Source organism: Salinicola sp. NYA28a (genome assembly GCF_976982775.1).
The window spans coordinates 3,033,571-3,058,452 of record NZ_OZ334582.1 but is presented as its reverse complement, the minus strand read 5'-3'; the positions used below and the strand labels follow the sequence as shown (position 1 = coordinate 3,058,452).

The 24,882-nt window shown below is 62.5% G+C and carries 20 protein-coding genes; 10 read left to right on the top strand and 10 right to left on the bottom strand.

Translation table 11 applies throughout. The annotated features are described in order from the left end of the window. The first annotated feature begins 338 nt into the window (after window positions 1-338). From ACWHY3_RS13775 to ACWHY3_RS13755, 5 genes are all read left to right on the top strand, one after another. Window positions 339-1,124 (top strand): C-type lysozyme, inhibitor, encoded by a 786-nt coding sequence (locus ACWHY3_RS13775; protein ID WP_448126770.1) that lies wholly within the window; start codon window positions 339-341, stop codon window positions 1,122-1,124. A gap of 174 nt (window positions 1,125-1,298) precedes the next feature. Then, the gene (locus tag ACWHY3_RS13770) at window positions 1,299-1,907 is read left to right on the top strand and encodes an FMN-dependent NADH-azoreductase (protein ID WP_332780027.1); all 609 of its coding nucleotides are present in this window, start codon (window positions 1,299-1,301) and stop codon (window positions 1,905-1,907) included. Between the two features lie 183 nt (window positions 1,908-2,090). After that, a complete protein-coding gene (locus ACWHY3_RS13765; RefSeq protein ID WP_087718466.1) occupies window positions 2,091-2,531 on the top strand; it encodes a VOC family protein in 441 nt (146 codons plus the stop codon). A 5-nt stretch (window positions 2,532-2,536) separates the two neighbouring features. After that, window positions 2,537-3,010: a TspO/MBR family protein gene (locus ACWHY3_RS13760; RefSeq protein WP_303853596.1), complete on the top strand. Its 474-nt coding sequence runs from the start codon at window positions 2,537-2,539 to the stop codon at window positions 3,008-3,010. Window positions 3,011-3,182: 172 nt separating this feature from the next. Next, window positions 3,183-3,872 carry a uracil-DNA glycosylase family protein gene (locus tag ACWHY3_RS13755; protein WP_303853597.1) on the top strand — a complete coding sequence of 230 codons (690 nt, stop codon included), beginning with the start codon at window positions 3,183-3,185 and terminating at the stop codon, window positions 3,870-3,872. Window positions 3,873-3,890: 18 nt separating this feature from the next. Here ACWHY3_RS13755 and ACWHY3_RS13750 read toward each other — a convergent pair whose 3' ends face one another. Beyond that, window positions 3,891-4,292: a DoxX family protein gene (locus tag ACWHY3_RS13750; protein WP_087718469.1), complete on the bottom strand. Its 402-nt coding sequence runs from the start codon at window positions 4,290-4,292 to the stop codon at window positions 3,891-3,893. 291 nt (window positions 4,293-4,583) lie between these two features. Between ACWHY3_RS13750 and ACWHY3_RS13745 the strand changes: the two genes are divergently transcribed. Further along, a complete protein-coding gene (locus tag ACWHY3_RS13745; protein ID WP_448126769.1) occupies window positions 4,584-5,744 on the top strand; it encodes a GGDEF domain-containing protein in 1,161 nt (386 codons plus the stop codon). Window positions 5,745-5,960: 216 nt separating this feature from the next. Here ACWHY3_RS13745 and ACWHY3_RS13740 read toward each other — a convergent pair whose 3' ends face one another. The 5 genes from ACWHY3_RS13740 to ACWHY3_RS13720 all read right to left on the bottom strand — a co-directional run bounded on the left by ACWHY3_RS13740 (window position 5,961) and on the right by ACWHY3_RS13720 (window position 13,846). Further along, window positions 5,961-8,867, bottom strand: coding sequence for a valine--tRNA ligase (locus ACWHY3_RS13740; protein ID WP_448126768.1), 2,907 nt, complete (start codon window positions 8,865-8,867; stop codon window positions 5,961-5,963). A 369-nt stretch (window positions 8,868-9,236) separates the two neighbouring features. Next, complete coding sequence (locus ACWHY3_RS13735) at window positions 9,237-9,662, bottom strand: DNA polymerase III subunit chi (RefSeq protein ID WP_071229978.1); 426 nt, start codon at window positions 9,660-9,662, stop codon at window positions 9,237-9,239. A 323-nt stretch (window positions 9,663-9,985) separates the two neighbouring features. Next, window positions 9,986-10,726, bottom strand: a complete 741-nt coding sequence (locus ACWHY3_RS13730; protein ID WP_071229977.1) for an SDR family oxidoreductase — start codon at window positions 10,724-10,726, stop codon at window positions 9,986-9,988. Window positions 10,727-10,959: 233 nt separating this feature from the next. Further along, the gene (locus tag ACWHY3_RS13725; RefSeq protein ID WP_448126767.1) at window positions 10,960-12,060 is read right to left on the bottom strand and encodes a branched-chain amino acid aminotransferase; all 1,101 of its coding nucleotides are present in this window, start codon (window positions 12,058-12,060) and stop codon (window positions 10,960-10,962) included. 268 nt (window positions 12,061-12,328) lie between these two features. Next, window positions 12,329-13,846 (bottom strand): leucyl aminopeptidase, encoded by a 1,518-nt coding sequence (locus ACWHY3_RS13720; protein ID WP_448126766.1) that lies wholly within the window; start codon window positions 13,844-13,846, stop codon window positions 12,329-12,331. Between the two features lie 201 nt (window positions 13,847-14,047). Here ACWHY3_RS13720 and lptF point away from each other — a divergent pair, with 201 nt between their 5' ends. From lptF to ACWHY3_RS13705, 3 genes are all read left to right on the top strand, one after another. Then, window positions 14,048-15,130, top strand: a complete 1,083-nt coding sequence (gene lptF, locus ACWHY3_RS13715; RefSeq protein WP_071229974.1) for an LPS export ABC transporter permease LptF — start codon at window positions 14,048-14,050, stop codon at window positions 15,128-15,130. Then, window positions 15,127-16,185: an LPS export ABC transporter permease LptG gene (gene lptG, locus ACWHY3_RS13710; RefSeq protein ID WP_448126765.1), complete on the top strand. Its 1,059-nt coding sequence runs from the start codon at window positions 15,127-15,129 to the stop codon at window positions 16,183-16,185. Before lptF ends, lptG begins: the two co-directional genes overlap by 4 nt. A gap of 243 nt (window positions 16,186-16,428) precedes the next feature. Continuing rightward, the gene (locus ACWHY3_RS13705) at window positions 16,429-17,472 is read left to right on the top strand and encodes an AarF/UbiB family protein (RefSeq protein WP_448126764.1); all 1,044 of its coding nucleotides are present in this window, start codon (window positions 16,429-16,431) and stop codon (window positions 17,470-17,472) included. Window positions 17,473-17,477: 5 nt separating this feature from the next. Here ACWHY3_RS13705 and ACWHY3_RS13700 read toward each other — a convergent pair whose 3' ends face one another. The 3 genes from ACWHY3_RS13700 to ACWHY3_RS13690 form a co-directional block, all read right to left on the bottom strand. Next, window positions 17,478-18,194: a hypothetical protein gene (locus tag ACWHY3_RS13700; RefSeq protein ID WP_071229971.1), complete on the bottom strand. Its 717-nt coding sequence runs from the start codon at window positions 18,192-18,194 to the stop codon at window positions 17,478-17,480. Between the two features lie 76 nt (window positions 18,195-18,270). Further along, complete coding sequence (locus ACWHY3_RS13695; RefSeq protein WP_071229970.1) at window positions 18,271-19,272, bottom strand: glycosyltransferase family 2 protein; 1,002 nt, start codon at window positions 19,270-19,272, stop codon at window positions 18,271-18,273. Then, complete coding sequence (locus ACWHY3_RS13690; RefSeq protein WP_448126763.1) at window positions 19,269-21,668, bottom strand: ELM1/GtrOC1 family putative glycosyltransferase; 2,400 nt, start codon at window positions 21,666-21,668, stop codon at window positions 19,269-19,271. The genes ACWHY3_RS13695 and ACWHY3_RS13690 overlap by 4 nt, the downstream gene beginning before the upstream one ends. A 145-nt stretch (window positions 21,669-21,813) precedes the next feature. Between ACWHY3_RS13690 and ACWHY3_RS13685 the strand changes: the two genes are divergently transcribed. Beyond that, window positions 21,814-23,067, top strand: coding sequence for a glycosyltransferase (locus ACWHY3_RS13685; protein ID WP_303853617.1), 1,254 nt, complete (start codon window positions 21,814-21,816; stop codon window positions 23,065-23,067). Window positions 23,068-23,130: 63 nt separating this feature from the next. On the opposite strand, the gene ACWHY3_RS13680 is transcribed toward ACWHY3_RS13685, so the two are convergent. After that, window positions 23,131-24,849, bottom strand: coding sequence for an ABC transporter ATP-binding protein (locus ACWHY3_RS13680; RefSeq protein ID WP_448126762.1), 1,719 nt, complete (start codon window positions 24,847-24,849; stop codon window positions 23,131-23,133). Between the last annotated feature and the right edge of the window lie 33 nt (window positions 24,850-24,882).

Here is a 24,882-nt window from a genome sequence, read left to right as displayed (position 1 = left end):
GTGAGTTGGGTCCGCCGATGGCACTGACATGTTAGGCTGAGCGTTGCGCCGCGAGACGATCTCGCGGCGCTTTTTTGTGACCTGCCATCCTTGGCGGTCACCCTCCGGGCCGTCGCTGCGCGACGTCAAAAATCGCTCCCGGCGATTTTTTGTGACGGCTATCCGAGGGTGTTTACAAAACAGGCGAACGAAGACAAGGCAAGGCGAAATTGGACGAGAAAGCGGAGTTTACAGGGCGTAAATGAGTATTTTGAGGTCAATTTCAACGCCGCATTGTCGAGTGCAGCCCTTTGGTAAACACTCTCTTCGTGTCCAGACATCTCTCGGGAATCGTGCTCATGTCCAAAGCGCTTCAGGCTGGCAAAGACCGCCGCGCCCTCTATCGTCATCGTTCATCGGTTCGCTGGCTGACGCTGTCGGCCGGCATGCTCATGCTCGCGGGCTGTGCCAGCGGCGGGCATCAAAACGTGTCTTCCACCGCGCCGCCGTCAGGGCTGGATACGCTCAAGTCACCGCTGATGCCAAGCGCCTTCTTTGCCGATGGAGGGGAAACCTTTACCGCCTGGCGCTGCACGCCGTCGCAGGATCTGGTGACGACCACGCCCGACGATCGGCGGCTGCGATTGTGGACGGCGCTGGGGGAAACCGAGCTGCCCAGTGCCGTGGTCGGCACCGGCTCGCGCTACCAGCTCGGCGGCCTATCATTCTGGCGCCAGGGGCGCGATGCCCGCGTCGAGAGCGACAACGGGCGGCTGGTCTGTACCCTGGCCAGTGAGCGCAAGACGACCACGCGGCAGGAACATCCCGAGAGCATTTTCTACGCCAGCGGCAACGAACCCGGCTGGAATCTGTCCCTCGATCGCAACAGCCATTCGCTGACGCTGGTGTCCGACTACGGCCAGGCCAAGGATACCTTCGACTATCGGGTCGCCTCGGTGCAGAACGGCAGCGAGGCGCGCATGGTGCTGGTCAGCGACAGCGGCCGATACCCCATGGAACTGGATCTGCGGGCCGGCGCCTGCTTCGACGACATGAGTGGCAAACCGTGGCCGGTCAAGGTGACGCTGCGCTACGGCGACCGGGAGTTTCACGGTTGCGGGCAGGGCGTCGAAGCCAGCCATTGAAGGGCAAGGGCGGCGGGGCCGTCATGACCTGGGATCGGGACGAGTCGATGCGTTCGAACGTTTCATGCCATATTTCGCGGTTTTCATTTCAAAAACCACAATGAATAATGCTTCCCATGTAGCCGCCAGATAGCGGCATCCCGTTGAAGTGCAATCCCCATTGGAGGCAGATTCATGGCGCAGCGCATTCTTCTCATCACCAGTTCCCTGTTCGGCGAAGGCGGCCAGTCCAGCGTGCTGGCAGCATCCTTCAAGTCGGCCCTGGAAGGTCGTGATGTCGAGCTCGTCGAGCGCAACGTGGTCGAGCAGGCATTGCCGCACCTGACCGGTGCCGAAATGACGAGCTGGATGACCGAGTCCGGCGAACGCAGCGCCGATCAGCAGGCGCTGGCGCGGATCTCCGACGACCTGCTGGCGGAAGTGGAAGCCAGCGACGTGCTGGTGCTGGCCGTGCCGCTCTACAACCTGGGAATCCCCAGCCAGCTCAAGTCCTGGTTCGATCGCATCCTGCGTGCCGGCAAGACCTTCCAGTACACCGCCAACGGGCCGGTGGGGCTGCTCGAGGGCAAGTCCGGTCTGATCCTGGCGGCCCGCGGCGGCATGTACGCCGGCACCGAGATGGACTCCCAGACTCCGCATCTCAAGCACATGCTTCGCCTGATGGGTATTGAGGACGTGCACACGATCTACGCGGAAGGCTTGAATATGGGCGAGGATCGCAAGCAGCAGTCGCTCAAAGAGGCTCAGCAGGCGATCGGTCAGTACGTGGCAACGCGTTTCTGAACACCTGATGGTCCGGTCGCCATGACGTCGAAGGCCCGATATCGATGATGTCGGGCCTTTTTGTCTGCCTTCCGGAGCGTTCGCCGATGGCGAGATAGGCGGTAGGCCGGTCCACGATTCACCGAACGTCGGTCGTGGTCTACCATAGAATGGTTCAACGTTTTGACGAATCAGGAAGATGTCATGGAATATTTGCACACGATGGTTCGCGTCGCCGATCTCGACGCCTCGCTGCACTTCTACTGCGATCTGCTGGGACTGCAGGAAGTCTCGCGAAAGGAGAGCGAGAAAGGGCGCTTCACGCTGGTGTTTCTGGCAACGCCCAACGATACGCCGCGCGCCAAGGCCGAGCAGTCGCCGATGGTCGAACTGACCTACAACTGGGACCCGGAAGAGTACACAGGGGGGCGCAACTTCGGCCATCTGGCCTATCGGGTCGACGATATCTACGCGCTGTGCGAGAAGTTGCAGGCGGGTGGCGTCACCATCAATCGTCCGCCGCGAGACGGCCACATGGCCTTCGTGCGTTCGCCGGACGGCATCTCCATCGAACTGCTGCAGAAAGGCGACGCCCTGGCGCCGCAGGAGCCGTGGGCCTCGATGGAAAACACGGGTAGCTGGTAATTGCCGTGAGTCGCTCGAGTCGTCTTTTCTGCGGCTGGCTGCTGCTGGTGGCAATCGCTGCCAGCAGCGGCATTCTGGCGCCGCCCGGCGAGTGGTACGCCGCGCTTGCCAAACCGCCACTGACGCCGCCTGACTGGCTGTTCCCTGTCGCCTGGACGCTGCTGTATCTGATGATGGCCGTGGCGGCCTGGAAGGTGACGCTGGTTGCGCCGCGCGGCGCACGCGGAAAGGCGCTGTTGCCTTTCGTGCTGCAACTGATCGCCAACGGCCTCTGGTCGTGGCTGTTCTTCGCAGCCCACTGGATGCTGGTCGGCCTGCTCGATCTGCTTCTGCTGTGGGGGTTGATCGTCTGGACGATCGTGACCTTCTCGCGCTATTCACGCCTCGCTGCCGGCTTGCTGTTGCCTTATCTGGTGTGGGCTGGTTTTGCGGCTTATCTGAACGCCGGAGTGCTGGTACTCAACGCGCCATGGAACTAAAGGCCGGCAGCTCGATGGTCGGTCTATTCAGGGCCAGTATTTATTGATGGCCAAGATCTGTTGATGGCCAAGATCTGTCGATGATCAGAACTATCGGCTAAGAGCTATTGGTTAAGGACTCTTGGCCAAGGACTATTGATGGCTAAGGATTATTGATGGCTAAGGACAGCGCATGAATCATCAAGCTCAACCCCTGCCGGCCGAGATCGACAAGGCCATGCGCCGGGAAGCCGCCGAACTCGATCGGCTGGATGGCGATGTCTATCGCCAGTTCGATCGCGATCCATTGGCACCGATCGTCGGCCTCGGGCCCAAAAACGCCAAGCTCGCCGTGTTCGGGCGGGATCCCGGCAAGAAGGAAGTCGAAGTGGGGTTGCCGTTCGTCGGTGCTGGCGGGCAAAAGGTGCGGGAGGCACTCTATCGTCACCGCCACGGACAACCGCTCCCGGACTTCGAGGCGTCATTGACGGTGGGGGACGACCTGTTCTGGATCAATACCGTTCCCTACAAGCCGGTGGGCAACAAGGCCTGGTCCATGGCCGTAAAGCGCCGCTTCCAGCCGTTGGTGGCGGCCCTGCTGACTCGACAATGGGACGGTGACCGGGTGATCACGCTGGGGCGAGAGGCGTTTCTCTGGTTCGGTATCGGGCAGTCCCGGGAGGTCCGGGATGCGCTGGAGGCCTTCTGGTCGCGAGAAGACCGCTTCTCGGCGACGCATGTCACCCAGCTGACGCTGGACGATGGGGAGACCAAGCGCTTCGTTCTCGCGCCGTTGCCTCATCCTTCGCCGCTCAACCAGCGCTGGTTCAAGCGCTTCCCCGAGCTGCTGGCTCAGCGGCTGGCGGACTTGAAGATCGAATGAGGTTGCCGGCGCGACTCGTCAGTCGGGTCTGGCTGCCATGCGCCCGCTTCCCAGGAACATGATCGCCAGTGCTCCGAACAGGAACATGCCCTGCAGTTCCAGCGTCCAGCCGCCCTGGTGATTGAGTGTCCACAGCTGGGAGGTATGGACGAGGATCAGCGCCACGACCATGTTGACTGCCATCAACAGGCCGCCAATCCGTGCCTGCCAACCGACGATGGCCATCAGCGGTGCGACGATCTCGCCAATCAGCACGCCATAGGCGACGAACGACGGCAGGCCCATCCCCGACAATTGCTGGGCGATACCGTTGAGACTCGTCGGGTCCATCAGCTTGCTGATGCCGTGAAGCAGGATCAGAGCACCGACACACAGTCGTAGCAACAGCTTGCCCAGATCGTCGTTGTGCAGAAAACGCATAGGAAATTTCCGTATTAGCCAAAGTCCAGTGCCGTGTCGGCGCGTCTAGGCTACCAGAACTCGTCCTGATTCACGGCTATAGGAAATTGTTAGCGAATTGTAAGACCTGGACTACAATGTCAAGCGCAGTTTAGACAATGTTAATTTTTGTCAAAAGCAGTGATACTCGGCCACTCTCTTCCCGGTACTGTGTCAGCCCGCAGCTTGGGTGATTGGCGTTTCGACCAAGCCAGGCCTACGAAGAGCTCCTGCAAAAAACGGGTCATACCCAAGCACAATAATGAGTCGCCAATGCGCAGCTTGTTTCTCTCTATCCGGCAGAAAGGTACCGAGTTCTGGCGGAAATGTACCGAGGCGCCCGATTCTCTCCCGGCAGAGCGTCGGCGCAGCTTCGAGATCATGGCTGAAATCTATCTGCTGGCGTTCTGCCTGCAACTGGCGGTAGCGCCTGTGTTGTATCTCGTCGATCGTCCGCTGCTGGGTGAGCTCAATCTGCTCTGCTTGGCGAGTTATGCGTTGGCCCTGGTGTTGCATCGCCGGCTCTTCGTGGCCACGGCGTTGACGATCAAGCTATCTACCTTCCTGGTCTTCGTCATCATCGGGATTGCCATCACCGCTGACTCATCCAGCTTGATCTACTATCTGTTGTTCGCCGAAGTCGAGTTGATGCTTGCCGATCTCAGAAGACGCACCAAGATCTTGGCTACCGGCTGTCTGATCACGCTATCTTTTGGCGTACTTCATCTACCGCCACTGCATGACACGGCCAGATCGTTGTCGGCGGTCGATATGCTGCTTTCCGATTTGGGGCTGGGGCTAGTCTTCGTCATGTTGTGCGTGGTGATTCTGCGCATGTTGACGATCACCGACCGCCACGAATATCGCTACCGGCGCGATGCCATGCATGATTCCCTGACCCGCGTACTCAACCGACGGGCGATCTTCGAGCGGGCCTCGTTCTACTGGAGAACCCAACGTGATTTCGTCGTCGTGCTGGTGGACGCCGATCACTTCAAGGATATCAACGACAACCATGGACATACCGCAGGTGACGCCGTGCTCCGTCATCTGGCTCGTCTGCTGCGGCAGTCGCTGCGAGACGAAGATAGCGTTGGCCGAGTCGGGGGTGAAGAGTTCCTGCTGCTGTTGCCCGATACGAGCAAGCACGATGCTATCGCGGCAGCTATGCGGACCCGCAAACGGCTGGCGCTCCAACCTTGTCGGTTCGATGGTATCGAGCTGCCGGTGACACTCTCGATGGGCATCGCGACGTCGGACGAGGGGCTACATTTACGAGATCTGATCGAATTGGCCGATCGCCGGCTCTACGCCGCCAAGGACGCGGGACGCGACCGGATGGTGACCGAGGGGTTCGCGGACAAGACGGCATCGGACAATGCGGAGCGTCTGGTTCAAGGGGTCGAGCGCGCACTGGAAACCAGCGAGGCTTGAGCGAAAGCGGCCGCGATCGGAAATCGAATGCGTGTGGGGATTTGGCAGGGACTTGGCGGGGCTAGCTGGGTGTGCCAGCGGCAAGCGCAGTAGCCACGCTGCCGGGCAAGTCACGCTGACTGGGCAAGCCAAGTGATGGCTGGCGGCTTGCGCCCAGGTTCATCCCTGGGCGCAGCGCCGTCCTGGATGGACAGCCATCGAACGTGGCGTGCTAACTTACAAATCCATGATCTTGGTTCGCTGCTCGACCAGTACCTGACGCGCCGCCAGATATTCCTTGAGCTTGCCGCGTTCCTTCTCGACGACCGCTTCCGGCGCCTTGGCGGTGAAGCTTTCGTTGCCGAGCTTCTTCTCGATGCCAATGATCAACTTGTCCTGCTTGTCGATCTCCTTGGCCAGACGCTGCAGTTCGGCGTCCTTGTCGATCAGATCGGCCATCGGCACCAGCACTTCCATGTCGCCGACCAGCTGGGTCGCCGACAGCGGTGCCTGTGCCGGATCGTCGAGCCAACTGACGCTTTGCAGTTTGGCCAGCTTGGAGAGGAACAGGCGGTTGGCCTCGAGGCGGTCGCGATCGCCGGCTTCGCCCTTGGTCAGCAGCGCATCCAGCGGCTTGCCGGGCGCGATGTTCATCTCGGCGCGGATGTTGCGCACCGCAACGATCACGCCCTTGAGCCATTCGATGTCGCGAATCGACTGCTCGTCGATGCGCGATGCATCGGCTTCCGGCCAGGGCTGGTTCATCAGGCTTGCGCTGCCGGCATCCGCCGTTTGCGCAAGCGTGCCGGCCAGCGGCGCGACGCGCTGCCAGATCTCCTCGCTGATGAACGGCATCATCGGATGCGCCAGGCGCAGGATCACCTCCAGCACGCGGACCAGCGTGCGCCGAGTGCCGCGCTTTCTTTTTTCCAGCTCGGCCGCTCCCGACATCCTGTCTCCCGCGGCATTAGTACCTCCCTGTACGTCATCCTCCCACAGCACCGGCTTAGAGAGCTCCAGGTACCAGTCGCAGTACTCGTTCCAGACGAAGTCGTAGAGCGCCTGGGAAGCGTGATCGAAGCGGTACTCTTCCAGCGCTCTGGTGACCTGGGCTTCGGTCTGCTGCAGACGCGAGATGATCCAGCGATCGGCCAGCGACAGCTCGACGCTCTCGTCACCGAGTCCGACATCTTCGCCCTCGGCGTTCATCAGCACGTAGCGCGAGGCATTCCACAGCTTGTTGCAGAAGTTGCGGTAACCGTCGAGGCGGCCCATGTCGAACTTGATGTCGCGCCCGGTAGTCGCCAGCGACAGGAAGGTGTAGCGCAGCGCGTCGGTGCCGTGGGCCTCGATCCCTTCCGGGAACTCGCTGCGGGTCGCTTTCTCGATCGCGCGCGCCTTCTGCGGCTGCATCATGTTGCCGGTACGCTTGGTCACCAGCGTTTCCAGGTCGATGCCGTCGATCAGGTCGATCGGGTCGAGCACGTTGCCCTTGGACTTCGACATCTTCTGGCCCTGCGCGTCTCGGACCAGACCGTGGACGTAGACGGTCTTGAACGGCACTTCGCCGGTGAAGTGGCCGGTCAGCATGATCATGCGCGCGACCCAGAAGAAGATGATGTCGAAACCGGTGACCAGCACGCTGGTGGGGTGGAAGGTCTCGAGTTCCGGTGTCTTTTCCGGCCAGCCGAGGGTGCCGAAGGTCCACAGTCCGGAACTGAACCAGGTATCGAGCACGTCGTCGTCCTGGGTCAGCGTCACATCGGCGGCAACGCCGTATTTCTCGCGCGCTTCCTGCTCGGTGCGGGCCACGAACACGTTGCCGTCGGTGTCGTACCAGGCCGGAATGCGATGCCCCCACCACAGCTGGCGGGAGATACACCAGTCCTGCAGGTCGCGCATCCAGGCGAAATACATGTTCTCGTAGTTCTTGGGCACGAACTCGATATCACCGTTCTCGACCGCCTCGATGGCCGGCTTGGCCAGCTTTTCGACGGCGACGAACCACTGGTCGGTCAACAGCGGCTCGATGACGTCACCGGAGCGATCGCCATAGGGCAGGGTGTTGGTGACCGTCTCAATCTGCTCGAGCAGGCCGGCGGCTTCCATGTCGGCGACGATGCGCTCCCGCGCGACATAGCGATCCAGGCCGGCGTAGGCGGCAGGCAGAGTGTCGTCGATATCCGGCAGCGGCCGCCCCTGCAGATCGAACGCTTCGGCGCGTTCGAGAATGGTCGCGTCTTTCGAGAAGACGTTGATCAGCGCATGATCGTGGCGCTTGCCGACCTCGTAGTCGTTGAAGTCGTGAGCCGGGGTGATCTTGACGCAGCCCGAGCCCTTTTCCATGTCGGCGTGTTCGTCGGCGATGATCGGAATCCGCCGGCCGACCAGCGGCAACTCGATGAATTTGCCGATCAGCGAGGTGTAGCGCGGGTCTTCCGGATTGACCGCCACGCCGGTATCGCCCAGCAGTGTCTCCGGGCGGGTGGTGGCGACGACCAGGTAATCCTTGCCGTCGGCGGTCCTGGCGCCATCGGCCAGCGGATAGCGGAAGTGCCAGAACTGGCCCTGCTGCTCGCGGTTTTCCACCTCGAGATCGGAGATCGCGGTGTGCAGCGTCGGGTCCCAGTTGACCAGGCGCTTGCCGCGATAGATCAGCCCTTCGTCATGCAGGCGAACGAAGACTTCCTGCACCGCCTTGTAGAAGCCGTCGTCCATGGTGAAGCGCTCGCGGCTCCAGTCGACGCTGGCCCCCATGCGGCGCAGCTGGCGGGTAATGTGCCCGCCGGACTCTTCCTTCCACTCCCAGATCTTGTCGATGAACGCCTCGCGACCCAGATCGTGGCGCGTCTGGCCGGTTTCCGCAGCCAGCTTGCGCTCCACCAGCATCTGCGTGGCGATGCCGGCATGATCGGTGCCGACCTGCCACAGCGTGTTGTTGCCGCGCATGCGCTTCCAGCGCACCAGCGTGTCCATGATCGTGTCCTGGAACGCGTGACCCATGTGCAGGCTGCCGGTCACGTTGGGCGGCGGAATCATGATCGAGAAGGGTTCGCCTTCTCCGCTCGGCGCGAAGCGGTTGTCGGCTTCCCAGCTTTCATACCAGCGGGTTTCGATCTGATCGGGTTGGTAGGTCTTGTCCATGGCAGCTATCGGGCTCGGCAATGAGTGGCGACGACACGCGGCGCACCCGGCTCGCACTTGCGGGAAAGCGGGATACGGCGTAGCGAAAATGGCGGGGATTATACCCTTTGGCGGCAGGCGGCGTCATGGCGGGAGGCCGCCGGACTCTATTTAACGGCACCGTTGCGAAAAGTTGGCGAGCGCAGCCACTTTTGCCAGGAAACGCTGAATAAATCGACGAGCGGCGTAAAGCGCAAGGCGTACGGAGCACAGGAACCGGAGCCTATGGGGTATAGGTGAGGATTCCGGTCGGACCGGCGCCCCGGCATCGCACAACGAAGCGATTTGCCGGGGACGCCGAGTTCGCGCAGACATTTATGCAGTGTTTCCCTAGAGCTTGTGCGCCTCGACGCGATAACCTCGATCCTTGTAGGTCTTCCAGCAGGCGCGCTTGGTACGCAGCACGTCCTGATGCTGGTTGATGATCTCGGCGACCCGCTCCACCCGCGAGAACCACTCGGGAATCTCGTCGTGCAGATTCAACATGGCCTGCACACCCGGTTCCGGCACGGTTTCCCAGCCGATCGTCACCGGCGGTGGCGGCTCCATCGCATCGCCCGCCACCCGGTGCGGGACGTAGCTCTCTTCGCGGAAGGTCCACAGCAGCTCGTCCAGCTCGCGGGCCATGGCCTCATCCTGCGTATGGATGTGCAACTGATACCCCTTGCGGTAGATCGTCTCTGCCAGCCGGCAGGCGAAGTCGAGCCGGGCTTCCAGCGTGGTATCGGGCAGAATGTAGAAATCGACCTTGGTCATAAATCCCTTCGGGGAGCGGTAAGCGGTAAGAGCGGCGCTTCGCGCCTGGACGCGGTAGGAAAATCTAATCCCGGCTACGGGCTACGGGCTACGGGCTACGAGCTATGGGCTACGAGCTATGGGCTACGGGCTACGACGCTGCGAGAAAAAGTCGCAGGATATCGAATTCTGTCCTTGGCGGCTCGTCTACGGGCTCGAGTCGGCGCCGAGCGAGATGAGTGGCTAGGCGCACGGCGCGCAAGGAACGAGACATAACACGGGGTTAGGCGAGGCCCGCGCGCGTCGTGCAACAACGCCAATCGCTCGCGCAGGCCCGACCTCTCCTAGACGCCGCCGTCGATGTCGACGAGTGCTCCTGTTGTGAATCCTGCCTCGGCCAGCCACAGAATGCCGTTGGCGATCTCTTCCGGCTCGCCGATGCGGCCCATGGGGATCACCGAGCCGGCCACCTCTGGCTTGTCCGGGTTGCCGCCGCTGGCGTGGATGGTGGTGCGGATGACGCCGGGGCGGACGGTGTTGACGCGAATGCCTTCGCCGGCAACTTCCTTCGAGAGCCCTTCGGTCATTACGTCGATGGCGCCCTTGGAGGCGGCATAGTCGATGTATTCCCCCGCGCCACCGAGATGCGAAGCGGCCGAACCGACATTGACGATGACGCCGCCCTTGCCGCCGTGCTTGGTCGACATGCGCTTGATCGCTTCCCGGGCGCAGATGAACGGGCCGACGACGTTGATCTTCATCATCCGGTCGACGCGCTCGAAGCTCATTTCGTCGACGCGGCTGATCTGGTCGACCACACCGGCATTGTTGACCAGGACTTCGACCCGGCCCAGCTCGCGGTCGACGGTCTCGAACATGGCGACGATGGCGGCTTCGTCGACGACATCGGCCTGGACCGCGATCGCGCGGCCGCCGTCGGCTTCGATCTCGGCCACGACCTTGTCCGCGGACGCCTTGTCGCTGCGGTAGTTCACGGCGACGGCGTAGCCTTTCTGGGCGGCCATGAGGGCGGTGGCGGCGCCAATGCCGCGTCCGGCACCGGTAATGATCATCACGGGTTTCATCACATCATCCTTTCGTGAGTGGGTCGCGAGAATCGCAAGACGAAGCGACCGCCGGTGGGCGGTCGTTCCGGGCTCGGGATGCGATCCCGAGCTCAGCGTCTTGCACGGTTTCAGCGTAGGACGGAACCAGGGCCAGCGCACCAGAGCCTGTCGTATCTAGGCTCTGTCGTATCATGGCCCTGTCGTATCAGAGACCCCGCACTTCAGACCCTGAGGGCATCAGGGTAGTCGCATCAGGCCAGTCGCATCAGCCAGCCGCGAGTGTCTTCGCTGCGACCGTACTGGATGTCGAGCAGGCGCTTGCGCAGCTTGGCGCTGATCGCTTCGCCTTCGATCTCCGGTGTGACGATACGGTCGTTCTCGGTCACCAGCTGGCCGATCTGGGTGATGACGGCGGCGGTGCCGCAGGCGAACACCTCGACGATCTCGCCACTGGCCACGCCGTCACGCCATTCGTCGATGCTGATCGGCCGCTCTTCCGGCGTCAGGCCGGCGTCGCAAGCCAGTTCCAGGATCGAGTCGCGAGTGACGCCTTCCAGGATGGTGCCGGTCAGCGCCGGCGTCACCAGGCGGCCATCGCGGTAGACGAAGAACAGGTTCATGCCGCCCAGCTCTTCGATCCACTTGTTCTCCGCCGCGTCGAGGAACGCGACCTGATCGCAGCCGTGGCTTTCGGCCTCGGCCTGGGCCAGCAACGATGCCGCATAGTTGCCACCGCACTTGGCGGCGCCGGTGCCGCCCGGTGCGGCGCGATTGTAATGCTGGGAGAGCCAGATCGAGACCGGCTTGCCGCCGCCCTTGAAGTAGGAAGCGGCCGGCGAGGCGATCAAGTAGTAATCGACCTCGGCCGCCGGCTTGACGCCCAGCGACTTGCCGTTGCCGATCATGAACGGGCGCAGGTACAGGCTGCACTCTTCGGTATCGTTCTTCGGCGTCGGTACCCAGGCGGCGTCCTGCGCCACCAGTGTCTTGAGCGAGCCGAGGAAGGTCTCGTCATCGAGCTCCGGCAGGGCCAGGCGACGAGCGGAGGCGCGAAAGCGCGCCGCGTTCTTCTCGGGACGGAAGGTCCAGACCGACCCGTCGGCATGGCGATACGCCTTGATGCCTTCGAAGATCTCCTGACCGTAGTGCAGCACCGGAGAGGCCGGGTCGATCAGCAGCGGCCCGTAGGGGCGGATCTCGCCGCGCTGCCAGCCGCCCGACTTGGTCCAGCGTACGTGTACCATGTGGTCGGTGAAGTAGCGGCCGAAGCCCGGGTTGGCAAGAATCTCGTTGCGCAGAGCGGCATCGAGCGGGTTGGAGGAAAGATGGGCTTCGAAACCTGAGGTGGACACTGCGACTTCTCCTGACAGTCCATGATGCCTGACGACGCGAGCAGGGCGGCAGGCGGTCGATGACTTCGGTTGGGGGCTGCCCGGTGGACGGGCAGCGGAACATTTAAATTAGCATGCAAATCGTTGGCTGCGAAGAGGGCGGCGGCGGTTATCTCTGGCGCCCGATTCCGCGCCTGTCCCGGCGCCTGCGAGTTTCAGCGCCTGCCTGCGGCGAGCTGATATTTTCCCGCGTGGCGCCGCCGCTCTCCACGGCCAAACTCCACAATGATCAGGCCTCCGGTGTGACCACCAGCTCGCTCTCGCGGTCCAGCAGATAGCGCGTCAGCAATCCTACCGGGCGGCCGCTGGCGCCTTTCTGCTTGCCGCTGTCCCAGCCGGTGCCGGCGATATCGAGATGCGCCCACGGATACTTGTCGGCGAAGCGTGACAGGAAGCAGGCGGCGGTAATGCTGCCGGCCGGACGCCCGCCGATGTTGGCGAGATCGGCGAAGTTGGAGTCCAGCTGCTGCTGGTAGTCGTCCCACAGCGGCATGTGCCAGGCGCGATCCCAGGAGGACTCACCCGCTTCGAGCAGGTCCAGCGCGAGGTCGTCGTCATTGGAGAACAGGCCGCTGGCATGATCGCCCAGTGCGATGACGCAGGCGCCGGTGAGGGTGGCGATATCGACGACGCTGGCCGGTTCGAAGCGCTCGGCGTAGGTCAGCGCGTCGCACAGCACCAGGCGACCTTCGGCGTCGGTGTTGAGAATCTCGACGGTCAGCCCCTTGAGCGTGGTGACGATATCGCCCGGCTTGATGGCGCGACCATCCGGCATGTTCTCGGCGCTGGCGACGATCGCGATCACGTTGAGCTTCGGCTTCAGTGCGATCACGCTTTTCATGGTGCCGAAGACGCTGGCGGCACCGCACATGTCGAACTTCATCTCGTCCATGCCGGCACCCGGCTTGAGCGAAATGCCGCCGGTATCGAAGGTGATGCCCTTGCCGACCAGAACGTGTGGCGACTCCTCGGCGTCGTCGGCACCCTGGTACTTCATCACGATCAGCTTGGAGGGTTCCGCACTGCCGCGACCCACGGCCAGCAATGAATGGGCACCAAGTGCTTCCAACGCGGCTTCGTCGAGAATTTCGACTGCCAGCGAGCCGGCGGATTCTCCTGCCAGCGTCTCGGCCTGATTGGCGAGGTACGTCGGGGTACAGATATTGCCGGGCAGGTTGCCCAGAGTACGGGCCAGATTGACGCCATCGCCCAGTGCCGCGCCGATGCGAGCCCCGGCCTTGGCGTTATCCGCCTGACTGGCATCGCTGACCAGCAGCTCGACATTGCGCAGCTGTGGCACCGGTGGCTGAGTCGACTTGCATTGAGTGAAGCGATAGACGGCTCGCGTGGCGGCTTCCAGCGTCATCTGCGCGTTCCAGGCCGCGTCGCGATCCTCGACCATGGCGTCCGTGAAAGCCGCGGCGGCACTGTCGACCGGCAGTTTGGCCAGCGCGGTGAAGGCGGCATCGAGCGACTTGCGCAGGGCACCTTCATTGAATGTATCCCGCTTGCCGAGCCCCACCAGCAGCAGACGCTCGGCGGCGAGACCCGGCGCGAACGGAATGAGCTGAACATTGGCGAGCTCCGGGGTGAAATCGCCGCGCTCGACCAGTTGCGCGATCAAGCGTTCGCTGGCGTCATCCAGCTTGGCGGCGGCGGATAGCAGGTCGCCATCCTCAAACAGCGGTACGACCAGACAGGCTGTTTCGACCTTGGCTGGATTGACGGTCAGTACGGAAAATTCCATGACATCTCCACACGACAGAGGCTTCATCCACACCACCGACATCTCACGAAGAGACAAGGGCGAGCGGTTTCTGGATAATGCTGGCACGTCGCCAGCCTCGAACGTTTCTCAGTGTACGCAAAGCGGTGCCGTATTGCATGGACCGGCAACCGGCGTCGATAGGAAGACAGGCCAGCAAGGAAGCCATTTCGGGAGACACTTTTGATTATTTTTCGTTATCTGACTCGCGAGATACTCACCACCATGGCCGCCGTTGCCGGCGTGCTGCTATTGGTGATCATGGGCAACCGCTTCATCAGCTACTTTACCGATGTGGCGCAAGGGGACTTTCCCGCCAGGCTGCTCGGCACCTTGATGCTGTATCAGTTGCCGAACTTCATGCAGTTACTGCTGCCGCTGGCATTCTTTCTGGCTATCCTGCTGGCATACGGGCAGCTCTATCTCAACAGCGAAATCACCGTGCTGGCGGCCTGTGGCGTCAGCCCGCGCAAGCTGTTGCATGTGGCATTATGGCCCGCCGCGGTCGTGGCCCTGCTGGTAGGTGTCTGCAGTCTATGGTTGACACCGGCCGGCCTGGTGCATAACGAGAGCATGCTGGATGATCAAAAGCAGAACGCCGATTTCAGTACACTGACGCCCGGACGTTTCCAGGAGCTTGGCGATCGTACGGCATACACCGAGTCGCTCGGCGACGACGCCAGCCGCATGCAGGACCTGTTCATCGCCGAACAGGAGGAGCAGGCCAACGGCCCGCCGAGACAGGTCATCACGCGTGCCCGTAGCGGTTACCAGGCGACCGACCCGGAGACGGGCAGCCGTTACCTGGTTCTCAAGGACGGTTACCGTTACAGCGTCGTGCCGGGCAGTGCGGCGAGTGACCGCCTGCAGTTCGAGACCTATGCCATTCGCCTCGCCGGCGCCGCTACGACGCCGCAATACGACGACGTCGAACTATTATCCACGCCTTCCCTGCTTGCCAGTGACGATCCGGAGGCCCGCGGGGCGCTTCAGTGGCGCGCCAGCCTGCCCTTGATGGTGCTGATCCTGACCCTGATCGCGCTTCCGCTGTCACGCGCCAATCCACGCCACGGGCGTTTTGCCAAGCTGCTGCCGTCGATCTTTCTGTACATCTGCTACATGAGCCTGCTGCTGGCGGCACAGAGCGCCATCGCCAGGGAGCAGTTGTCGGCGACGCTGGGGGTATGGCCGATCCATATCGCTTTTCTCGCGTTCGGTTTATGGCTGAACCGAGGCCGACGTCCACGCAGGAGACGTGTCCTATGAACCTTATCGACCGCTACACTGCGCGAAATGTGCTTGCCGCGATGTTGGTCGTTCAGGTCCTTCTGATGGGGCTGGATCTGGTGATCAACTACATTTCCGGGCTCGATGACGTGGAAAACCATTACGGTGCTTTCGAGGTGCTGTTGTACACCCTCATGCGGCTGCCGTGGCGCTTTTATCAATACGCACCGGTGGGTGTCCTGCTCGGCGGGTTGATCGGGCTGGGTGCGATGGCATCGAATAACGAGCTGACCACGATGCGCGCGGCGGGATGGTCGCTGGCACGCATCATCTGGGCGGTGATGAAGCCGCTCGGAGTGGTGATCCTGCTGACCATGGTGGTCGGCGAATACGTTGCACCGAGTACCGAGCAGTATGCCAAGTCATGGCGGGCGGAGCAGCGCCAAGGGGATAACGGCTTGGCTGAACAGGATGGCGGGTGGCAGCGTGAAGGCAACGATTTCTACCGATTCGCCTCGATGCGCTCCGATAATACCGTGATCGGCGTCCTACGCTACCATTTTGACGGCCAACGCCTGGAGAGTGCCCTGCATGCCGAGCGCGCCGTGCCGATGAAAGGCGGATGGCAGTTGCAGAACGTACAGGAGACCCATTTCGAGCCAGACCGTACCGTAACCGACACCTATGCCAGCGAGCCCTGGCGGACATCGCTCGATCCGAAACTACTCAAGCAGATCATCACCGACCAGGACAGTCAGTCGATCGCCGATCTGTGGCGCTATGGCCGCTATCTCAATGCTCAGGGCACCGACGCCACCGATACTTGGCTGTATTTCTGGCAGAAGCTGCTGCAGCCGCTGGTGCTGGCAGGGCTGATGCTGGTCGCTGCTTCGTTCGTGTTTGGACCGCTCAGAACCGCTGCCGCCGGCACGCGGGTCTTCTACGGCACCCTCGTCGGCTTGTCGTTCAAATACCTGCAGGACCTGCTTGGCCCAGCCTCGACGATCTTCGGTTTCTCGCCGATCTGGGCGGTACTGACGCCCACCCTGGCCTGTTTCCTGGTCGGGTTTTTCCTGCTCAGGAGAGCGGAATGAGGGTGGTAGCGTGTCATTCCCTGTAATTTCCCATCTCATTTAGCCTTGGCCAGCGAGTGCCACCTTGGGTGGTGGGCTCGCTGGACGCTTTCCTTAGCGGCATGCTGAACTTCCCTTGTGCCTGGAATTTTCATATTCCGTTGTGCCCGTCTGCGCTTATTCCGATATATTAAGAAAATATTAAAATTTTATTAAAGATGGCGAAGGGGCAGGGCAATGGCATTAGGCATCCAGCGGGGAGGTATGCAACGGTGCCGACCGCAGTTCCTGACTGCCCGCTTCGACGGGCCGGTAGCCTTCTCCAACTCGGGATGGCAGTGGTGGCTTGGCGAGGGGCAGGCACATCGGCCAGCGCAGACGATCGATCATCATTTTCATGCCGGCGCCGGGTCCGGCGTTACCCTGTTACGTGAGAAAGTCGCGAGGTCGCGCCGACTTTATTCTCTTGCGCCGCCGAGCTTGCCGGCAACACCGCGTCACTTCGTCAAGCAGATGGCGGTATCGCCGCGCAAGCGGCTGGGAGCGCTGCTGGGGTGCAGCAATGCACTGCTCGGGTTCAGCCACGGCACGGCGGAGCTCGCTCATAACCTGGCATTGCACGAGCGAACGGTGCATGGTGTCCGGACCTTGGCCTTTGGCGAGCGCTTCCGCCACGGCCTGCCCGTACAGCAGGTATTGCTGCAGGAGTATCTGCTCGGTTGGCAGCCGTTCAACGTCGTCTGGCAGGCGCATGAGCACGAGGCAACCCGACGCCACGCGCTACTGTCGAAGTTGATCGCCATGTTGGCGTCGTTGCGCGATACCGGCATCACTCATCTCGATCTTCATCCCGGCAATGTCATGGTATCGCCCGACCCGCTGGCACCGCTGCGCGCAATCGACTGCGGGCAGATGAGCATGGCGGACGATCCCGCCATCTCGGCGGCTATGCATCTTGGCGTGTTCCTGCATGAACTCAATGGCAAGCGTCTCTTGCCGTCACCGCAGCTAGAAGAGGGTGCCCGAACGCTGCTGTACCGTCTCGTAGGTGGCGAAGCCGAGTTTGCTGGCGCCGAGCGGCTGGTGTCGCTGCTCGTGCGCTATTCGAGCAAGAAGCCGTTCTCGAGACGTCGGCTGCTGCAGCGCAGACGAGAACGGCTCGATACCAGCATCATCGAGACGCGTCTGCAGGCCCTCTCCCATAGTCGCAGTCTTCCTGCCCAGGTTGCCCACGCATCGTCTATCGGCAGTCGGCAGGAGTTACGGCTTATTGCGTCTATCGAGGACGTGGTGACCATGGCGCCTTGAACCGATCAGGCCGCGCGTCCGAACAGCCCCTTGAGCCTCTTGGTAAACTGCTTGAGTGGGCGGCGTTCGTTGATGACCGCGATAAAGACCTTGCGGTAGTGCCCTGGCGGACAACTGATCTCGCGTACACCATGCCAGGAATTACCACGTCGGGTGAACAGCAAGCTGTAGTTGCCCATCGCATGGGATTCGGTAGCGCTGTCGAAATCCTCGAAGGCTGGCGCACTTTTGCTGTCGAAGCGGCCATTGTCATCGAGCACCACGGTTTGCCCGCCCCAGTCGGGCTGCCAGTCGTCTTCGCCATTGAAGTAGAAGATGTGCGAGCCCAGCTTTTCGCGGGCGTCACAGTGTGGCGAGACCGAACAGCTAGCCGGCGTGTAGTGCCAGTGAAAGCGCAAGCTGAAGGCCTGGGTGCCTAACATGCGTGCCATGAACTGCCGATAGTGCGGTCCGTGCAGTTCCTGCATGAAGGCTTGCCAGTGCGGCGACAGTTCTATGTCCGGCGAGTATTCCAGCGCCAGCCGGTCGTGGGGTTGCTGACCGTAACGACGCGTCTTGCCGAATATTTCCTCGAAGTGCTCGGCGGCGGGCAGGCTGTCGCGCAATGCCGCGTAGCCTTCCTCGGTCAGCAGACCCGCCGGGTTGGCCCATGGATAAGGGGAACGCTGCTGGAACGCCTTGGCATCCATGTGCTCCAGTGCGTCGACATCCAGATAACGCATGACATGTTCCTTCAATAATCACTGATGATCAGTTTCTGTCTGCTGGCGAATCAGCCATGAACTTGAACGTGCGGCCTCAGGATGCCAGGCGGCGCAACAGCGTCGCGGGTAAGCGCCTGGCCAGCGGTGAGCGTATCAGGCGCAGATAGGCGGCGGACCCGAGCTGGCGGCGTGCATGCCAGCACAGGTCTATCCAGCGTTCGGTCATGACCCGTGTCAGCGCCTCGGGCACATGGCGTCGGCTACGCCGGTTGGCGGCGTCGAGCCGAGCCAGCCACTGATCGGCCCAGCCGAGATATTCTTCGTTCAGCGCCGCGCCGAGTTTCTTGGGTCGCGCCAGCGCATAGTGACGATCGAGATCTGCCTCGCTCGGGACGAGTCCCGTCTCGATGAGCGCCCGGCGACAGATTTCACGCTTGCGCTCACGGCCCAGCGCATCGGTCTGCTTGGTGAAGCGTCCGCTGTGTTCGCGTCCGCAGACCAGGATGTCAGCGAGGTTGGCCATCCGCTGCGTGCGCGACAGTCGCTGGTGCAACTCGTAGTCCTGACAGCGCGGAAAATCCTCCCTGTAGCCATGCTCGCGCAAAATAGCCGTGCGCGCCATGATCGTACGGTTGGTCAGTGCGCAGTAGAACGCCAGGCTGGCGGCGACGTCATCGGCCGCCAAGGGCTGGCGCCGCACGCGCTTGAGACGCTGTCCCTGATCGTCCATGAAATCGCAGGCGCTGCCGACCTGCGCCAGCTCCGGATGGCGGTCCAGGGTCTCGACCTGGCGGGCGAGCCGATTCGGCCATGACTTGTCATCGCTATCGAGCAGGGCGATATATTCTCCACGCGCCAGCTCGAGGCCGCGGTTGCGGGTTGCCGGAATGCCCAGATTGCGCGCATTGCCCTCCACGCGCAGGCGTGGATCCCGGTAGCGGGATAGGACCTCGAGAGTGGCATCGGTCGAGCCGTCATCGACGATCAGCAGTTCGAAGTTCTCGAATGTCTGCGCCAGGATGCTGTCGACGGCCGTCGTGATGTAACGCTGGCGGTTATGTACCGGAATAAAGACCGTGACGCGCGGCGTGCTCATCGGCGCTCCCGCCAGTAGTGCTCGCCGGCGCGCAAGCGAATGCTTTCTACCGTGGCCTGCACCTCGTCGGCAATTTCGAGGCGCTGCCGGCCTGGCGTCGCATCGTCCACTATACTGATATCGTCAAGCAGGTTGCGCATGGCAAGTACCTTGTGCAGGCGCTCGGTATTGCGCGGTGCGGTTATCAGACCTAAGCCGAATGCACGGTCGTACAGTCGGCCTTTCCAGTCCTGCTGGCGATGGGTGCCGCGGGTTCCGGTCGCCTGTGTGCGCCCGTGCATGAACGCCTCAAACCGATGCCCGAGACGACTCCATGATGTCGGCGGCAATGCGAGCGGAAAGACATGCACCGGTTTTTTGGTCCGAATGGCTTCGGCCTGCATCGATACGCTGTCGCCTGACACGACGAATGCGTCGCACAAGGCCAGATAGGCCCGGTAGGGGTTGTCTGCACCGTCTTCGTGGTGCCAGGCGTAGCGATAACTGGGAACATCGATGCCAGCGAAAAAGGCGTCCGCCGCGTCGGGTGGCGTGCGCGGGCTGGTGGTGATCAGCAGTGACCCTCCGCGAGCCTTGGCCAGGCGACAGGCGGCCTGAGCCATCGCACGGGCAACGGTGGCATCGAAGTGCTGCGTCTTCGTTGCGCCGCCGACCAGCACGCCGATACGGGGCCGGGGAAGATCGTCGAAGCGCGCTTGCCAATCCGCGGCGGCCTGATCGAGCGCCGCAGGGTCGGGCGCGTTGAGAGGCAGGAGGTTATGGATGACATTGTCCCGTGCCGGCAGGCCATACTGAGGCGTGGTGATGATCAGATCGAACCAGTCCAATGGCGCGCGCGGGCGGCCGAGGAAAATCAGCTGCGTGCATCCTCCTGACTGCTGCTTGACCCAGCGTGCTGCGCCGACACTGCGCCGGCCCGTGCTCAGGATCAGATCCGGCCAGGGGGGCTCGAGACGATCGGACTGGGTCAGATCGATGTTGGCAAGAGATGGGCGGCTGAACAGCGCGGGTCTTGGCGCAGACGGTTTGAAGTTCAGCCGTTTTTCCTCGCTGGGCCAGCCCAGTCGCTGTGCAAGTAGTGACAGCTGCGCATTGTCACCGTGATGCCGGCCCAGCAACAGCCATACCCGTGGAACGCGACCATGCCCCTGGCGTGCGCCGCTCAGTCCGGACTGGACGCACTCTCTCATGCCGGTTCCCGTGCGCTGGATATCAAGATGCCAGACGAGATCGGGATAGGCCCCGCTGATGCGGCGCAGCTGTTCGCGCCACCAGTGGGTACGGTAGAACGGCTGATCGTCGACGCGCCGGGGATCGGGGAGCTGAATGCCGACATAGAGTAAACGGCGGGCGCGCTGAGCCAATTCTCCCATGAACCAATGGATGTCTTCGGCGGGAAGATGTTCGAGCACCCCTGTGACGGCGACACCATCGAAGGCGGCATCCACCGCAGCGTCGCGCTCAGGATGCCAGAGCTGGCTCGCTTCCAGATTGAGCGGCGAGGGCGGCGCGGTCTGCCGAGCGGGCCGGCACCATAACAGCGAGGCGGCGTCGCACTCGCTTGCCAGCTGTGCGGCGCGGGGGCTGCTGCGCAATGCTTCATCGGCGTTATCAGGTGTTTCGAGCGCTTGCAGCGCCTGCTCGAACCAGGGGCTTGGCGCCTGGCGGGAAAAGGGTCCGTAATACTGAGCATCCGCTTCCTGCTCCAGGCGGTGCCATAAATCGCCCAGCGCGTTGGGATGATAAGAGTAGATCCTCGGCGTCGGCTGCCAGGGCTGCTGGTGCAGCGCGGTATAGTGCAGCACATGGGTCCGGTTGTGTTCGTACTCCTCGTCGCGGGCGTTCCAGTGGCCGTCGAGTTCGCCCCACAGGCCGGGCTGTTCGGCCGGCGTGTCGGTCAGCGTCTTCTTGGCGGCCTGCCTGGCCTGATCGAGGTTCCACCACTGCGCCATGCGGGCGCAATCCATCACCATGACCGACGTGTCCTTGGCCGAGATGGCAAGATAGCCATGTTCGGCCATCGGCAGGTCGAACAGCACGGCGGGATCGGTGAAGTAGATCTGGTCGACGTCGTTATAGATGGCGCGCCCTTCGCGGCCGGCGAAATCGGGAATCGCGAAGCGGTAGTTGGTGAAGCCGGTGCGCCATGTCGACTGATCGAAGCCGGCGATATCCTTCATCAGGTAGATGCGGTATTCCCGTGCAGGATCGCGTACGCGTTCGACCGAATAGAAGAATATGCGCTGGGCTCTTACCTGGGCTTTCTCGGTGCCCAGGAAAATGCGCACCGGAGGACGCGGCGAGGGTGCTGAGGTCAACGCCGGCAGTATCACGCAGTGGGGCTGATGCGAGGTATCGGCGCGCTCGACTCGAATCGGTCGGGCGGCGATGGTCAAGGTCTCCTCGTTGAGACATGAAGCATTGCTTGTCAACGGAAAATCCCCTTCATTAAGCGCGCCTAAAGCGGTTTGTTGGCATGCTACACTACGATAAATCAAAAAGCAGCGTTGGCGCCGATTCGACCATGAGCCCGGTTTTTGCGTGACACAACAACTCCCCAGGATTGCCCTGCTATTGCCTTCGCTTGCTGCCGGTGGCGTAGGCCGTTCGATACTTCATCTGGCTGAAGCGTTTTGCGCTGCCGGCCATCCGGTGGATCTGGTGCTGTGTCGTGCCGAAGGCCCTTATCTATCGGCGATACCGGCAGGCGTCAACATCGTGACGCTACAGCCACGGAGCGGTCTAGTCACACGGCTGGAGCTCGTTCGCATGGACCCCGCCGGCCTCACTGCATTGGCGCGCCCGGTGCTGCTGACGCGGCGTCCGGCGCCTGTTCAGCCCTATCTGGCCGATCTGGCTCGTTATCTGGCCGGCGTGCGTCCGGCGGCGCTGCTCGCTGCCAAGACGCCCACCAACCTGCTGGCGCTGTGGGCTCGGCGCTTGAGCGGCGCGCCCACTCGTGTCGTCATCAGCGAGCGTACTCAGCTTTCTCGGTCCATCACGCTCAGCCGCAAGTGGCGCTGGCGTCATATTGCGCCGCTGATCGCACGCACCTACCCATGGGCCGATGCGATAACTGCGGTTTCCGATGGGGTCGCCGATGATCTGGCGATTACCGCGGGGCTGCCGCGCGGCACCATTGATACCGTCTACAATCCAGTGGTCACGCCGGGGTTGGCGGTCCGTGCCGCCGCGCCGGCACCGCATCCGTGGCTGGAGGATGGTGGATCACCGGTCATTGTTGCGGCGGGGCGACTGGTGTCACAGAAGAACTTTACGTTGCTGCTGAACGCCTTCGCCCGGCTGCGTGAACAGCGTGCGGTGCGGTTGATAATCCTGGGCGAGGGGCCCGAGCGGCCCCGGCTTGAAGTACTGACCCATACGCTGGGAGTAGACGGCGACGTGGCACTGCCCGGTTTCGTGGATAACCCCTATGCGGCCTTTTCCCGGGCGGCGCTGTTCGTGCTCTCGTCGGATTATGAAGGATTGCCCGGAGTGCTTATCCAGGCGCTGGCCTGCGGCTGCCCTGTGGTGAGCACGGACTGCCCCAGCGGTCCGACGGAAATCTTGCAAGGCGGGCGCTTTGGCGAACTGGTGCCGGTAGATGACATTGAGGCGCTGACCGCGGCCATGACGCGCACGCTCGATGCGCCGCTGCCGGCGGAGACGCTGCGCCGGCGCGGTGGCGAGTTCAGCCTGGAACGCAGCGCCAAGCGCTATCTGCAACTGCTGTTGCCGACCGAGTTTGCCCGGACAGAGAAACTGAACCCTGACGGAAAGGCGAGTTCAATGTGACGGCCAGCAGCGAAACGACGGCGCAAGGCATCCTATCCATGCCTACGCCGTCGTCGAATCGGTTCAGGCGGGTTGATATGCAAGATTGTTGTCGCCGATCTCGACCGCCACCAATTGCCCCCGTTCGAGCCGATAGACCCGGTCGGCGGCGCGCATCAGCGCCGGCTGGTGGGACACGGCGACGATGGTCAGTTCGCTCTTCAGGCCTTGCAGGGTCTTGCTGATCGCTGCCTCCGCTTCCATGTCGAGCGCGCTGGTCGCTTCATCGAGAATCAGCAGTTTGGGACGGTGGGCCAGGGCGCGGGCAATGACGATGCGCTGACGCTGACCGCCCGACAGTCGTGAACCGCGCTCGCCCACCGAAGCATGAATCCCCTCGGGCATCTGGCTGACGAATGCCCAGGCGTCGGCCTGGCGCAGGGCGCGTTCGGCGTCCGCCTCGGTCAGCGTGGGATCGCCGAGCGTCACGTTGGCGAGCACGCTGTCGTGCAGCAGCAGCGTCTCCTGCGGCACATAGCCGATCAGGCGGCGCCAGGCGAGCCGGTCGAGCCGGTCGATCGGTACACCGTCGATCCGCACCTGGCCGGCGCTGGGCTCGAGCAGCATGCACAGGATATCGAGCAGGGTGGTCTTGCCAGCGCCGGAGGGGCCGATCAGGGTAGTGAACGAGCGCGCCGGGAGGGTCAGGTCGGTCACGTTCAGGATTGCCTGGTCGCCGTAGTGGAAACGGACCTTCTCGAAGGTAATCTCACGCTCGAGGGTCGGGCGCAGATCACCGCTGACCGGCTCGGCATTGTCGCGTGCTGCCTGGACCGCGTCCTTCAACGCCCAGTAGGCGCTCTCCTGAGTCTGCATCTGCTGATAGCGCCGCTGCAGTTGGTTGAGCTGCATGACCACGCGCGCCAGCAGAAATACCATCACCATTACCGACGGCAGCGAAAGTCCCCACACGACGAGAGCCAGATAGAGACCCACTGCGATGAACAGCGTCAGGATCGGCTCTTGAATGGCCTTCATCCCCTCGCGAGCCAGTACCTGACGCTCCATCGCGCGGTTGAGCTTGTGGGTCTGGCGTTTGAGCAGGGCGTCGGCGACATCGTAGCGTGCCATCGCCTTGAGCGGCTTGACCGAGCCCAGCGTATCGGTGAGGCGCGAAAGCAGTTCGCGCATCAGCCGGGTCTGTTTCTTGCCAGCGCGCTTGGAGGCGCGGACCAGCCGATACAGCATGACAGACATCAGTACGCCAAGTCCGAGCGAAACCATCGTTGCCTGCCAGCCGATCATCAGTGCGACGATGGCATAAACGACTACCTGGATGAACAGTGAAATGACGTTGGCGCAGTGTTCGTAGCCGGTGGCGGCGCGGGTGGCCTCGGTGGCCACCGAGTTGGCCATGCCGCCGGCGGGCTGGCGCAGGTAATGCTCCCAGCGGCTGGCCAGCAGCGAGTGGATCAGTTCCAGGCGCAGATCGGTGGCGACCCGAGCGACGGTATAGCCGACCTGGCGGTTGGCGAGCAGGACCAGGGCGCTCTTGACCGTCATGCCGATGACGATGATCGACAGGATTACGCCGACAGTGGTTGGTAACCCGATCGCGTCCATGATGGCAAGCACCTTCTGCGAGAAGGCGTTAGGGTGCTCGTCCTGACCCAGCGCCACCGATAGCAGCGGTAACACCGTGGTCAAGCCGATTCCCTCGGCAATGCCTGCAAACAGCAGGCAGATCAACATCATGATCGTGCGTTGGGGATAGAGACGGAAGAAGGCAAAAAGCAGACGCATGTGCGATCCGTGGGCGGTCTCGACGACCGCCGG